General features: G+C 62.2%; 12 protein-coding genes. 4 read left to right on the forward strand and 8 right to left on the reverse strand.

Going from position 1 to position 13,450, the window contains the following annotated elements; all coding sequences use genetic code 11:
* Positions 1-128: 128 nt before the first annotated feature.
* Genes JYU29_RS01835 through proC form a run of 3 tightly spaced genes read left to right on the forward strand, consistent with a single transcriptional unit; the run spans position 129 to position 3,277 of the window.
* Positions 129-1,121, forward strand: a complete 993-nt coding sequence (locus tag JYU29_RS01835; protein ID WP_213983068.1) for a glycosyltransferase family 2 protein — start codon at positions 129-131, stop codon at positions 1,119-1,121.
* A complete protein-coding gene (locus JYU29_RS01840; RefSeq protein WP_213983069.1) occupies positions 1,090-2,409 on the forward strand; it encodes an O-antigen ligase family protein in 1,320 nt (439 codons plus the stop codon). Before JYU29_RS01835 ends, JYU29_RS01840 begins: the two co-directional genes overlap by 32 nt.
* Before the next feature lie 52 nt (positions 2,410-2,461).
* Positions 2,462-3,277, forward strand: coding sequence for a pyrroline-5-carboxylate reductase (gene proC / locus JYU29_RS01845; RefSeq protein WP_213983070.1), 816 nt, complete (start codon positions 2,462-2,464; stop codon positions 3,275-3,277).
* 9 nt (positions 3,278-3,286) lie between these two features.
* Here the strand turns inward: proC and edd are convergent, their stop codons facing one another.
* From edd to zwf, 3 genes are read right to left on the reverse strand one after another with little or no spacing between them, the layout of a single operon-like run.
* A complete protein-coding gene (edd, locus tag JYU29_RS01850) occupies positions 3,287-5,113 on the reverse strand; it encodes a phosphogluconate dehydratase (protein ID WP_213983071.1) in 1,827 nt (608 codons plus the stop codon).
* On the reverse strand, positions 5,110-5,826 hold the full coding sequence (pgl, locus tag JYU29_RS01855) for a 6-phosphogluconolactonase (RefSeq protein ID WP_431192832.1): 717 nt from the start codon (positions 5,824-5,826) through the stop codon (positions 5,110-5,112). Before pgl ends, edd begins: the two co-directional genes overlap by 4 nt.
* Positions 5,827-5,835: 9 nt before the next feature.
* Positions 5,836-7,308, reverse strand: a complete 1,473-nt coding sequence (gene zwf, locus JYU29_RS01860) for a glucose-6-phosphate dehydrogenase (RefSeq protein WP_213983073.1) — start codon at positions 7,306-7,308, stop codon at positions 5,836-5,838.
* Positions 7,309-7,520: 212 nt separating this feature from the next.
* Between zwf and JYU29_RS01865 the strand changes: the two genes are divergently transcribed.
* Positions 7,521-8,996, forward strand: a complete 1,476-nt coding sequence (locus JYU29_RS01865; protein WP_213983074.1) for an aldehyde dehydrogenase family protein — start codon at positions 7,521-7,523, stop codon at positions 8,994-8,996.
* Between the two features lie 54 nt (positions 8,997-9,050).
* On the opposite strand, the gene JYU29_RS18250 is transcribed toward JYU29_RS01865, so the two are convergent.
* The 5 genes from JYU29_RS18250 to JYU29_RS01890 all read right to left on the reverse strand — a co-directional run bounded on the left by JYU29_RS18250 (position 9,051) and on the right by JYU29_RS01890 (position 13,396).
* Positions 9,051-9,548, reverse strand: coding sequence for a hypothetical protein (locus JYU29_RS18250; protein ID WP_250157141.1), 498 nt, complete (start codon positions 9,546-9,548; stop codon positions 9,051-9,053).
* Positions 9,549-9,608: 60 nt separating this feature from the next.
* Positions 9,609-10,892: an NAD(P)/FAD-dependent oxidoreductase gene (locus tag JYU29_RS01875; RefSeq protein ID WP_213983075.1), complete on the reverse strand. Its 1,284-nt coding sequence runs from the start codon at positions 10,890-10,892 to the stop codon at positions 9,609-9,611.
* Positions 10,893-10,935: 43 nt separating this feature from the next.
* Positions 10,936-11,310 (reverse strand): four helix bundle protein, encoded by a 375-nt coding sequence (locus JYU29_RS01880; RefSeq protein ID WP_213983076.1) that lies wholly within the window; start codon positions 11,308-11,310, stop codon positions 10,936-10,938.
* A gap of 70 nt (positions 11,311-11,380) precedes the next feature.
* Entirely contained in the window at positions 11,381-12,814 is a 1,434-nt protein-coding gene (locus JYU29_RS01885) for a glutamine synthetase family protein (RefSeq protein WP_213983077.1), read from the reverse strand.
* A gap of 132 nt (positions 12,815-12,946) precedes the next feature.
* Positions 12,947-13,396 carry a hypothetical protein gene (locus JYU29_RS01890; RefSeq protein WP_213983078.1) on the reverse strand — a complete coding sequence of 150 codons (450 nt, stop codon included), beginning with the start codon at positions 13,394-13,396 and terminating at the stop codon, positions 12,947-12,949.
* Positions 13,397-13,450: the final 54 nt, after the last annotated feature.

Raw genomic sequence — 13,450 nt, forward strand, 5'->3', positions numbered from 1 at the left:
CAGGGCTTCTGTCGTTTGTTGTTTAACCCTTCCTCAAGGGAAGCGGGTGCATGCACCTTGAGCAAGGGTTTGCCATTGTGCCGGACGGCGGAGATATGCCCGAGCCAGAGGCAAAGAGGAGTTGGGGTATGAACGCGTCCGGAATCCTGCCTGGCATTTCGCTCGTCGCGCGCTCGCCTCACCCCGTTGAAGGCATCGAGGCGGTCGTGATCTGCCCGACCTTTCGCCGTCCCGACCATGTTCTGAAGACACTGCAATCCCTCAAGGCGCAGGAAACCGTACGCCGCTTCGCCGTGATCATCATGGAAAACGAGGCGGAAGGCCGCGAAGGCGCTGCCGTGGCCGCGCCCTTGTTTGAAGCCGGCGACATGCAGGGCATGGTGGTGATCGCGCATGATCGCGGCAATTGCTGCGCCTACAATGCCGGTCTTCAAACCGCGCTCCAGCATTATCCCGACTTCCGTCATGTCCTGATAATCGACGATGATGAAGTCGCCGATATTCATTGGGTCGAACGCATGATTGCTGCGGCCGATCGCTTCGGTGCAGATCTCGTGGGCGGTCCGCAGCATCCGGTTTTCGTCAATCCCGGCAAGAGCCGCTTCGAAAAGCACCCGGTGTTCAAGCCGACGCATCAAAAAAGCGGGCTCGTTCCGGTGCTGTATTCCTCCGGCAACCTGCTGATCGGCAAGCATGTGCTGCAGGCGCTCGACCAGCCCTTCTTCGATCCGCGCTTCAACTTCCTGGGCGGTGGCGACTCCGATCTGCTCAGCCGCTGCGCCGCCAAGGGCTTCAAGCTCGCCTGGTGCGAGGAAGCCTGCGTGTATGAAACGGTTCCCGAACGCCGCCTTCAGGCTGACTGGATCCGAGCGCGCTCCTTGCGTAACGGCGTGATCTCCACCTTGGTGGAAAAGCGCAAGCGCGCCGAAGAGCCGTTCGGCGAGGCAAGGACCTTTGCCAAGAGCACGGCGCTGCTTGCTGCCGCTCCGTTTCGGGCCGCACGCGATGTCGCGAAAGGCTCGGTGGTGACGGGACAATACCGGCTTTACATTGCACTTGGCCGCGTGCTGGCTCATTTTGGCTATCAGAATGAGCAATATCGGCAGCCTGAAAAGAACTGATCCTTCTTTCGCGACCATTCGCGAAGAGATCGTCCACGCCTTTCCGGCTCATCGCATCGCAATGCTGCTGGCGATGGCGATCTTTGCCGCGCTTCTCATTTCGTTCAGGCCGTTCACGCCGGCCGGCCAGGCGGATGCGGGTGGCGATTTCGTCAATCAGGCGGGTTACGGCTGCGTGGCGCTTGGCGCGATCTTCGGCTTGTTCTGTTATGTGGATCGACGTGTCGCATCCGCGCTGCTCAGTCCCTGGTGGTTGATCCTTCTCGCGTTGTTGTTCGTTTCCGTGTCCAACGCGCTCGATCCAGGACAGGCCCTGCGCGCCGTGTTGTTCACGATCGTGGGCATTCTCGGCATGGCGGCGGTGCTGACCTTGCCGCGTGGTGCCGATGCCTTTTCCCATGTTCTGGCCTGGGTCAGCCTCGGCGTTGTCGCGTATTGCTACATCGGCCTTGTGATCTATCCGGATATCGCGATCACGCCGGTGGACAATTTCGAGCCGCAGAATGCGGGCTCATGGCGCGGTTTGTATGCGCACAAGAACATCGCCGGCCCGGTGATGGCCTGTTTGAGCTTTGCCGGCATCTACCTCTTTCGGCGCGGCTGGCAGGCGGCGGGTGCGGTTCTCTTCGTCACGGCCTTCTTCTTTTTGTTCAAGACGGACTCCAAGACCACCACCGGCCTTGCACCCATCGCCATCCTGTTCGTTGCCGGTCCGACTCTGTTCGGACTGCGCGGATTGACGACGTTTCTACTGGTCGGCTCCGTCGCAAGTGCCGCTCTCCTGACGCTCGGCATGGTGTTCATCGAACCGGTCAAGGCGCTGATGCAGCAGCTCTTTCCGGATCTGACCTATACCGGCCGCACCACGATCTGGGAGTTCGCCGGCCAGATGATCGCCAAGCGGCCTTGGAGCGGCTACGGGCTGGAAAGCTTCTGGACGACGCGCATCGTGTCCGAGCAGTTCCAACCCTTTGATCGCGCTTGGGATCTCGGCTCCATCGTGCATGGCCATAACGGTTACATCGATGTGGCGCTGTCGATCGGCGTGCCCGGGCTTCTGATCGCAATCGTCGCCTTCGTTCTGGCGCCGGCGCGTGATTTCGCCCGCACGCCTTTGAAGCGCGAAAACGTCTTGCTCGCCGATTTCTTCATGATGATCGTGCTTTTCACCTGCCTCAACGCCTTTCTTGAAAGCTTCTTTTTCCGCCGTGCCGATCCGGTCTGGCTGTTGTTCGTGTTCGGGGTGCTTGGGTTGCGGATGACGGCGCGGTTTCCCGTAAAGGCGTGACACGAAGGGTTGTTCGCGGTTATTGCCGCTGAAACAAACGGGAGTTCTTGGAATGGCGATCGACCTCATCCTCGCCGGTTGCGGCAATATGGGCTATGCGATGCTCGCGGGTTGGGTGAAGGCCGGCCGCATTCCGGCGGCGCGGGTTGCGGTGGTCGAACCCAATGAAAGCCTGCGGGCGCGGGCTCAGATGCTGGGCGTCTCGGTTTACGCGGATGCCGTTGAAATTCCTGCGGATTGTCAGCCCAAGCTGGTGATTTTCGCGGTAAAGCCGCAGGTCATGAAAGCTGTTGTGCCGGCCTATCAGCGCTTCGCGGAAATGGGCGCGGCGATCCTCAGCATTGCGGCCGGAACGCCGGTTGCCGTGTTCGAAAGCCTGCTCGGATCGGATGCTGCGGTGATCCGCTGCATGCCCAACACGCCGGCTGCCATCGGCAAAGGCATGCTGGTTCTGTTCTCCAACGCGCATGTGACGGAAGACCAGGACACCTTCGTGCGCGACCTGATTTCGGCAAATGGCGCGGTCGCAACGATCCCAAATGAGGATTTGATGGACGCGGTTACGGCCGTTTCGGGGTCCGGCCCGGCCTATATCTTCCACTTCATCGAAGCTTTGACGGCAGCCGGGGAAGCCGCCGGGCTTCCATCCGATGTCGCCAAGCTTCTCGCCATGCAGACGGTTTATGGCGCGGGCGCACTGGCAGCCGACAGCGAGGAAGAACCGGGCAAGCTGCGCGAAAACGTCACCAGCCCGAATGGGACGACGGCCGCCGCACTCGACGTGCTGATGGGAGGCGACCGGTTGAAGACGCTTCTGGTGGAAGCGGTCGATGCCGCCAAGAAGCGCAGCATCGAGCTGCGCGACTAGGCTCGTGTTCTAGGCGGCGACGCCGAAGCTCGAGGCACCTTCGTCGGCGCGCAAAGCGAGCTGGCGGAAGCCGGCGAACAGGTCGCGGCCCATCCCGAAGCTGTTGGCGCTGAGGTCCGGCACTTCGACCGGGCGTTCCGCCAGATCTTCGGCTGAAACGAGCACTTCCAGCGTTCCGGCTTCGCCGTCGAGCCGGATCATGTCGCCGTTCTGGATGCGGCCGATCACACCGCCATCGAGCGCTTCCGGCGTGACGTGGATCGCCGCCGGCACCTTGCCGGAGGCGCCCGACATGCGGCCGTCGGTGACGAGCGCGACATGACGACCGCGATCCTGCAGAACGCCGAGCACGGTGGTGAGGCGGTGCAGTTCCGGCATGCCGTTGGCCTTGGGGCCCTGGAAGCGCACCACCGCGATGAAGTCGCGGTCGAGTTCGCCGGTCTTGAAGGCCTGGTTCAACTCTTCCTGGCTGTCGAACACGATGGCCGGCGCTTCAACGAAGCGCTTTTCCGGCTTCACGGCCGAAGTCTTGATGATCGCGTGGCCAAGATTGCCCTTGAGCACTTTGAGGCCACCGGTTGCCTGGAACGGCTTCGGAGCGGTGGTCAGCACCTTTTCGTTGCCGCTGACGGCAGGCGCCGGTTCGCGCGACACGGTGCCATCGGCATTGAGCTTAGGATCGATCGTGTAGGACCGCAGACCTTCTCCCCAGACGGTGCGGACATCCTCGTGGAGATAGCCGGCATCGAGCAGTTCGCGGATCAGGAAGCCCATGCCTCCGGCTGCGTGGAAGTGGTTGATGTCGGCCAGACCGTTCGGATAAACGCGCGCCAAAAGCGGCACCGTGTCCGAAAGGTCCGAGATGTCCTGCCAGGTCAGCTTGATGCCGGCAGCCGCGGCCATCGCGATCAGGTGGATCGTGTGGTTGGTGGAGCCGCCGGTCGCATGGAGGCCGACGATCGCGTTCACGATCGAGCGTTCATCGATCATCTTGCCGGCCGGCGTGAAGTCGTTGCCGAGTGCCGTGATCGCAAGAGCGCGCTGGGCGGCTTCGCGGGTCATCGCGTCACGCAGCGGCGTGCCGGGATTGACGAAAGACGAGCCTGGAATATGCAGGCCCATGATCTCCATCATCATCTGATTGGAGTTGGCGGTGCCGTAGAAGGTGCAGGTGCCGGGGCTATGATAGGACTTGGATTCCGCTTCGAGCAGCTCGGCGCGGCCGACCTTGCCTTCGGCATAAAGCTGGCGCGTCTTCGCCTTTTCGTCGTTGGGCAGACCGGAAGGCATCGGGCCGGCGGGAATGAACACGGCCGGCAGATGGCCGAAGGTCATGGCCGCAATCATCAGACCGGGCACGATCTTGTCGCAGATGCCGAGGTAAACGGCCGCATCGAACATGTTGTGCGACAGGCCGATACCGGCGGCCATCGCAATCACGTCGCGCGAAAACAAGGACAGTTCCATGCCGGGCTGGCCTTGCGTGACGCCGTCGCACATGGCGGGAACGCCACCAGCGACCTGCGCCACGCCACCGGCGTCAGTGGCGGCCTGGCGGATGAGCTGCGGATAGGTCTCGTAAGGCGCATGCGCCGACAGCATGTCGTTATAGGCGGTGATGATACCGAGATTGGCGACCGTGTCGCCCTTCAGGGCGTTTTTGGGCGAGGGGGCGCAGGCGGCAAAGCCATGCGCGAGGTTGCCGCAAGACAGGACGGAGCGGTTCACGCCCTTGCTGACGGCTGCATCGAGGCGGTCGAGATAGGGTTCGCGGCTCGGCTTGGAGCGTTCGCGGATGCGGTCGGTGATGGCTGCGACGTCGCTGCGGACAGTCATGACACTTCGCCTTTCTTTGGCGCCCAGTAGATGTGGAGCGGCGTGGCCGCATGAAGAAGCACGGCGCTGATGGGCTTCTCCTGCGGGTTGGGTTGCGCCAGGGCCGCTTCGAAAACGCCGCGCTTTTCCTGGCCTTCGATGTGCAGGGCGAGAAGACCGGCTGAAAGCAGAAGCGGCAGGGTAAGGGTGAGACGCGGTTCATCCGCGCTGGGAGCCGTAACAGCCGCCACGCGGCGCGTTGCGGAGGGATCGGTGACATCAACCAGTTCGGGCGAGTCCGGGAAAAACGAGGCCGTATGGCCATCGCCGCCCATTCCAAGCACTACCACGTCGAAGGGCAGCGACAGGTCGGCCACCGCACGGTCTGCCTGATCGGCGGCTTCATTCGGGGTGGCCGTGTCGTGGTAAAGCGGCGTGAAGCGAGCATCCGCCGCCTTGCCCGTCAACAGATTGTCGCGGATGAGCTTTTCGTTGGAGCGCTCCGAGGAAACCGGCACGAAGCGCTCATCCACCGGCACCACCACGACCTTCGACCAATCGAGATCGTGCTGCGCCAAGCGGCGGAAGAAGGGTGCCGGTGTGGTGCCGCCGGACAGGGCAAGCAGCGCATGACCGCGCTGGCTGATCGCGACCTTCAGGAAATTCGCGACGTCCTCGGCGAACTGCTCGGCGAGCTGTTCGGGCGATGCGAAATCGTGCCAGCGTGGATCCACTGTCATGGTTCAGGTGCTCTCATGCCAGGTGCGGCCATCGCGCTCGATCAGCGCGATCGCGGAGGACGGGCCCCAGGTGCCGGAGGTGTAGCCCTGGACGTCCTGATTGTTGTCGGCCCAGGATTCCAGGATTGGGTCGATCCAGTTCCATGCGGCCTCGACCTCGTCGCGGCGCATGAACAGGGTTTGGTTGCCGCGCACGACATCCATGATCAGCCGTTCATAGGCGTCGGGGTTCCGCACGTTGAAGGCTTCCGCAAAGCTCATGTCGAGCGGGACGTGCTTCAGGCGCATGCCGCCGGGACCCGGGTCCTTGATCATCAGCCAGAGCTTGACGCCTTCATCCGGCTGCAGGCGGATCACCAGCTGGTTGGCGACGACCTGCCCGGCATGCTCGCCGAAGATCGAATAAGGGATCGGCTTGAACTCGATGACGAGCTCGGACACGCGCGATGCCAGGCGCTTGCCGGTGCGCAGATAGAAGGGCACGCCGGCCCAGCGCCAGTTGGCGATCTCGGCCTTAATAGCAACAAAGGTCTCGGTGTTGCTTTCGCCGCCTTCGAGCTCTTCCAGATAGCCCTTCACCGGACCGCCGGCGGAAGCGCCTGCACGGTACTGGCCACGCACGGTGAGCTTGCCGGCCGTTTGGCCGTTGATGCGCTGGAGCGAGCGCAGCACCTTCAGCTTTTCATCGCGCACGCCATCGGCGTCCATCGTCGGCGGCGCTTCCATCGCGACGAGACAAAGGAGCTGCAGCATGTGGTTCTGGACCATGTCGCGCAGCGCGCCGGCCTTGTCATAATAGCCCGCGCGGCCTTCCAGACCGACCTGTTCGGCCACCGTGATCTGGACGTGGTCGATATGGGCGTTGTTCCAAAGCGGCTCGAACAGGGCATTGGCGAAGCGTAGCGCCATCAGGTTCTGCACCGTTTCCTTGCCGAGGTAATGGTCGATGCGGAAGATCTGGCGTTCCTTGAACACGCTGCCGATCGTGTCGTTGAGCTGCTTGGCGGAAGCGAGATCGCGACCGATCGGCTTTTCAACCACGATGCGCGCCTTGTCGTTGACGAGGCCGTGCTCGGCGATCTGCTTGGCGAGAAGGCCGAACAGGGATGGGGCAACCGCGAGGTAGAAGACGCGGATCACATCGTCTTCGCCGATCGAGGTCTTGAGCGCGTCGAAGCCTTCGCCGGTGGTTGCGTCGGCCGCCACATAGCTCAAGCGCTTGAGGAAGGTATCGAGCGCTTCGTCGCTGAGTTCTTCGGCAGACACATGCTCCTGCAGCGCCTTTTTCGCGTAGTCGCGATACTCCTCGTCGCTCATCTTGGTTCGCGAGGACCCGATGATGCGGCTGGGATCAAGGAACTGGCCGGCAACCTGGCGCTGGAACAGCGCGGGCAGGAGTTTTCGCTCGGCGAGGTCGCCTGTTGCACCGAAAATGATGAAGTCGAATGGTTCGACCGGAATGGTTTGGCTGGTCATGGGCAAAGCTTTCCAAGAATGTCTGACGTCTAATCTAATCGATTAAAAATTGCTAGAGGCCGCCTGGGAGGAGACATAAGGTCGAGATGCCTGATAGCCAACCGGTCTGGCCCCACATTTCCGCGAGACTGGCCAGGGCGAAGGTGAAGTTGCGGATGACAGGCCGCTTGTTTTGTTGCACCAGAAGCCAGCAAACACAGGAGACGAGCCCCATGGGTCAGCATCCCTCACGCACGGTCGCGGAAGGCCGCGCCTTCATGCAAGTGATCAACGGCCAGCCGGCCGACGCAATGAGCGGCGCGCGCATCGACGTCGTTTCGCCATCCGACGGCAAGGTGTTCGCATCGATCCCGGCCGCCGGTGCCGCCGATGTGGATCGTGCCGTCCAGTCTTCGCGCCAAGCCTTTGAGACCGGCCCGTGGAGCCGCATGCCGGCCTTCGAACGTGGCCGTTTGCTGACCAAGCTCGGACAGTTGATCGAGAAGAATGGCGACGAGCTTGCGGCGCTGGAATCGCGCGACACCGGCAAGCCGATCCGCCAGGGCAAGGCGGATGTGAACGCCACCATGCGCTATTATGAATTCTATGGCGGCGCGGCCGACAAGATCCATGGCGATACGATCCCGTTTCTCGATGGCTATACGGCGCTGACGCTTCGCGAACCGCATGGCGTGGTGGCCGGCATCATTCCCTGGAACTACCCGATGCAGATCCTGGCGCGCGTTGCGGGTGCCGCACTCGCCATGGGCAACACGCTGGTGGTGAAGCCGGCCGAAGACGCATCGCTCACCACGATCCGCATTGCGGAACTCGCACTCGAAGCCGGTTTTCCCGAAGGCGTGTTCAACGTCGTGACCGGCTATGGCCGCGATGCGGGCGCGGCCTTGTCCGCCCATCCCGACATCGACTACGTGACCTTTACCGGCTCGACCCTGACCGGAACGGCGATCCAGCAGGCGGCGGCGATCAACAATCGCGGCGTGACGATGGAGCTCGGCGGCAAGTCGCCCCAGATCGTGTTCGCCGATGCCGATCTGGAAAAGGCGCTGCCGGTTCTCGTCAACGCCATCATCCAGAACGGTGGCCAGACCTGTTCGGCCGGCAGCCGGGTTCTGATCGAAAAGCCGATCTATGAAGCCGTTGCCACCGAACTCGCGGCACGCTTCAGCAAGCTCGTCGCCGGTCCGCATGATGCGGATGGCGATCTTGGACCGATGGTCAACAAGAAGCAGCAGACGCAGGTGAAGGCTTTCATTGCGGCGGCTGAAGAAGCGGGTGTGTCGGTGCTTGCACGCGGCAGCGTCGATGCTTCGGCGCCCGAAGACGGCTTCTATGTCGCGCCGGCTCTGTTCGGATCGGTGGATCCATCCGCCAACATCGCACAACAGGAAGTGTTCGGCCCGGTGCTGACCTTGTTTGCGTTTGAAGGCGAGGAAGAAGCGGTGCGGCTTGCCAACGGCACGGATTACGGTCTCGTTGCCGGCATCTGGACGGCCGATGGCGGTCGCCAGCATCGCATGGCCAAACGCGTGCGCGCCGGACAGGTCTTCGTCAACGGATATGGCGCGGGCGGCGGCATCGAACTGCCATTCGGTGGCTTCAAGAAGTCCGGTCATGGCCGCGAAAAGGGCTTCGAAGCGCTCTACGACATGTCCGCAACCAAGACGATCGTGTTCAACCACGGTTGAAAACAAAAAGGCTGAGGCGCGGAGCCTCAGCCTTTTCTTTCGAGCAGGACGGGCTCAGCCCATGCGGGGCTGCGTGTCCTTGACGTCGGTATGCGGGCGATCGCGACCGTCGGATTCTTCCTGGCGCCATTTGCCGGCTTCGTCCTGATATTCGATCGGCTCGGGCTCGCCCGCCTGTTCCTGCGCGCGCGCAGCCGCTTCGGCGGCTTGCTTGGCGGCGTCATGGGTCGGGAAGGTTTCGGAGAACACGTCGCCGACCTTGTAGGCCCAGCCTTCATCATGCTCGACCACGCGATAGGTCACGTCACCGGTATTGCCCTGGTGTTCGGGTGTGCCCTGGGGGTTGAAGCCGCCGGACTTGGAGCGGGCATCTTGCTCGTCTCGCTCGCGCTGGCGACGCTCGCGTCTGCGCTCGCGCGACGACAGGCTGGCGTCGAAATCGCTGTTGGGCGAGCGATCACGCTCGACAGGGCCGGTAGAAGATTGGCTCGATGGTGCGGAGAGCCAGCGATAGGCGGCATATCCGAGCGCGGCGAAGATCAGTTTTTTCATGGAAGCACTCCGAAAATTGGGTCGTTCGGATAAGCTTCAAACCTGCCAAAACGTTCCCGATCAGATCCTGTCGCGCAGCGCGTACCAGTTGAGCGCGAGAAACAGGAGCGGGGCGCGGAAGCGTCGTCCGCCGGGAAAGGCCGGGATCTTGAGATCGGCCATCATCTTCAGCCGATCGCGATTGCCGGCGACCGCCTCGGCATAAAGCTTGCCCATGAAGTTCGACAGCATCACGCCATGACCGGAATAACCGCCGGAATAGATGATGTTCGGCATGACTTCGCGGATAAACGGTTTGCGCGGCATGGTGATGCCGACATAGCCGCCCCAGGCATGGGTGATCTCGACATCGCGCAGGGCGGGATAAAGCTCGGCGATCTGGCGCCGGATGCCGGATCCCAGGTCCGACGGATCCTGCTTGCCGTAGACCTCGCGGCCGCCGAACAAAAGCCGGCCATCCGCGGAGCGGCGGAAGTAGCGCACCACGAAGCGGGAATCGTCCACGGACTCGCCGCCGGGCAGAACGGGGCTGTCGTCGCCGAGCGGCGGCGTGGCGCCAATGAACGAGCCGATCGGCATGACATGCGCCGCACTCTTCGCCTCGAGATCGCCGCCATAGGCGTTGACGCCGAGCAGGCCCTTGGCGGCTGTGATCGTGCCATGCGCTGTTTTGACGATGACCTTGCCGTTCTCGCTCGAAACGCCGGTTGCACGCGTAGTCTCAAACAACTGCGCTCCGGCTTGCGCTGCCGCGCGCGCGGTGCCGACCACCAGTTTCAGGGGATTGATGTGGCCCGTGCCGGTGTCGCGCGCGCCGCCGAAATAGGCCTTGCTGCCAAGCCTGCGCGCCGTCTCGGCTTCGTCCATGAAAGTGAGATGCGGATAACCGAAGCGCTCGCCCATGAGATCGACATGCTTCTTGTAGACGTCGGCATAGCGCGGCTTGTGCGCCACCGAGAGCTGGCCCGGACGATAATCGATGTCGATCGCGTTGGCGGAAGCAAAATCCAGCAGATGCGCCTTGGCTTCTTCAGCTAGATCAAACAGCGCCTTGGCACGGGTAAAGCCGAGCTCTGCTTCCATCTCCTCCGGCCAGGATCGCTGACCCGTTCCAAGCTGTCCGCCATTGCGCCCCGAAGCGCCATCACCGAAGCGATGCGCTTCGATGAGCACGACATCGACACCGGCTTTAGCGAGATGTGCGGCTGCCGACAGACCGGTAAAGCCGCCGCCGACGATGACGACATCGGCAGTCTTGTCGCCGTCGAGCTGGGGATAGCTCGGTCGGTCAGGAAGGCTCGCTTCGTACCAGGAGAGGCCGGGGGAGATGGGGGAAGAGGTCATTGCGCGGGCAATATGGCAGTAAGGCAATAGGGCAGTATGTTCGTCATGACCTTGGCTCCGAGAGCTTACGGATAAGAAGGCGAATTAGCTTGCCGACACTTTCGGCCTGTTGGAGCAACGGCTCAATTTGCATGCGAGGTGACATTTGGACGCGTTGTGCAATCTGCAGGTGGGTTTCCAGCTCCTTCAAGGATCCTTGCGCGATCCGTAGGAACTGCTGGTATGAACCTCGATTCTCACGTCCGAAGCCCTCCGCGATGTTTGCAGGAACCGAAGTCGCTGCTCGTCTTGCTTGCGAGGTTAGACCGAACGTCTCGTCCCTTGGCCATGTCTTGGTAAGCGTATAAACAGCGACCACAAGATCCATTGCCTGCTGCCAAACAAGCAAATCCTTGTAGGACTGTATCGTTCCAGACATGTTCCTACTGCCCTACTGCCCTACTGCCCTACTCACCTATTCGCCTATTCGCCTATTCGCCTCACCCACCTCACACATTCAACAACAGATATTCCCGCTCCCAGGGGCTGATCACTTCCATGAAGGTCTCGAACTCGGCCTTCTTGATGGCGGCATAGGTGGTGACGAACTGGGCGCCGAGCAGGGCTTTCAGTTCCTCGTCGGCTTCGAACAGCTGAACGGATTCCAAGAGGCTGCGCGGCAGTTCGATGCGGTCGTCGTTGACGGTGCGGCCGACCGGTGCATCCGGTTTGATCTGGTTGCGCAGGCCGATCAAACCGCAGGCGAGCGAACCGGCCAGCGCGAGATAGGGGTTTGCGTCGGATGACGGGATGCGGTTTTCGACGCGGCGCGCGCCGGGATCCGAGCGCGGCACACGGAAGGCCGTGGTGCGGTTGTCGTAGCCCCACTTGGTGTTGACGGGGGCGGACGCCGCCTGCGTCAAACGGCGATACGAGTTCACATAAGGCGCAAACATTACCAGCGCGTTCGGCACATGCCGCTGCATGCCGCCGATGAAGTGGTGGAAGGCATCCGTTTCCGCGCCGTCGGCGGCGGCAAAGATGTTCTTGCCGGTTTTCCTGTCGATGATCGACTGATGGATATGCATGGCCGAACCCGGCTGGCCCTGAATGGGCTTGGCCATGAAGGTCGCATAGGTCTCGTGCTTAAGGGCTGCCTCGCGGATCGTGCGCTTGAACAGGAAGACCTGATCCGCCAGTTCCACGGGATCGCCATGGCGCAGATTGATCTCCAGCTGGCCCGCGCCTTCTTCGTGGATCAGCGTATCGATTTCGAGGCCCTGGCCTTCGGAGAAGTGGTAGATGTCGTCGATCAGCTCGTCGAACTCGTTGACGCCCGCGATCGAATAGCCCTGACCGCCGCCGATCGGTCGTCCCGAACGTCCAACTGGCGGGGTCAGCGGATAGTCGGGATCGGGGTTTTTGCGGACGAGGTAGAACTCGATTTCGGGCGCCACCACCGGTTTCCAGCCGAGTTCGGCATAAGCTTCCACCACGCGCTTCAACACGTTACGCGGCGTGAATTCCACGGCACGACCGTCCTGATGCACGAGATCGCAGATCACCTGCGCCGTTTGGTCGGTTTCCCAGGGCACGGCCGAAAGCGTGCTGAGATCGGGCATCAGCTTCAGGTCGCCATCATCTTCCGGATAGGTGAAGCCATTGCCGTCTTCGGGATAACCACCGGAGATCGTCGCCATGAACACGGCCGAGGGCAGGGCCAGCGACGTGTTGGAGGTGAACTTCTTCGACGGCATCATCTTGCCGCGCGCCACGCCGGCCTGATCGGGCGTGATGCACTCGATGTCCTCGATTCCACGCCATTCCAGCCAGTCCGTGGCTTCTTTCCAGGTCTTCACACCACGAAGGTTCTTCAGGAAGGCAGGCGGTTCGATGCGGCTGGCCTTTTTGGAGGACCTGGCATCTTTCTTGGCAACGGGCATCAATCACCGATCAGTTGGACTTGGCGACACTATAGCGGACGCGCGTCGGTGAATGGAAGGCGTGGCGACGCGCAAGGCAAACGGCGCGTTATCGAGGCGAGCGGATGGTGTCGGCTCGGGCCGCGCGCGGACTTACCGGCTTTGCCCGGCCAACTGGGATAAAGCCGCTTCCAGCCGCTCCGGCAGGATTGGCTTGCTCACCACCGCGTCGAACACGGGATGGCGGCGCGACTGCGCTTCCTTTGCCTGACCGGCGGACAGGTAAAGCAGGCGCGGATGACCCTGGCCGTTCTTCTGGCGGTTGTCGCGGATCACATCCAGAAGAGCATCATATTGGCGATCGTCGACGCCGCCATCGAGGATCACGATCATCGGCTTTAGAACCGGCAAACTGCGGATGGCGTCGTTCGGCGACAAGGCGACGGCGTGCAGCCTGGCACGCTGGGCGATGCGGGTGACGACAACCAGGTTCACTGGCACATCGCCCACGGCCACCACCGAAGGCTGAATCTCTGCTTTCGCATCATCGGGGAATCGGGCGGTCACCGGGAAGGTGGGTGCCACCAACTTGTCTTCAGACATACAGCAGGATCAGCCTTGCAATGGATGCGGTGCCGGCTGTTGCTGGCAGATCCG

It is taken from the genome of Tianweitania aestuarii (assembly GCF_018457165.1).
In the GTDB taxonomy this organism is placed as follows: Bacteria; Pseudomonadota; Alphaproteobacteria; order Rhizobiales; family Rhizobiaceae; genus Tianweitania; species Tianweitania aestuarii.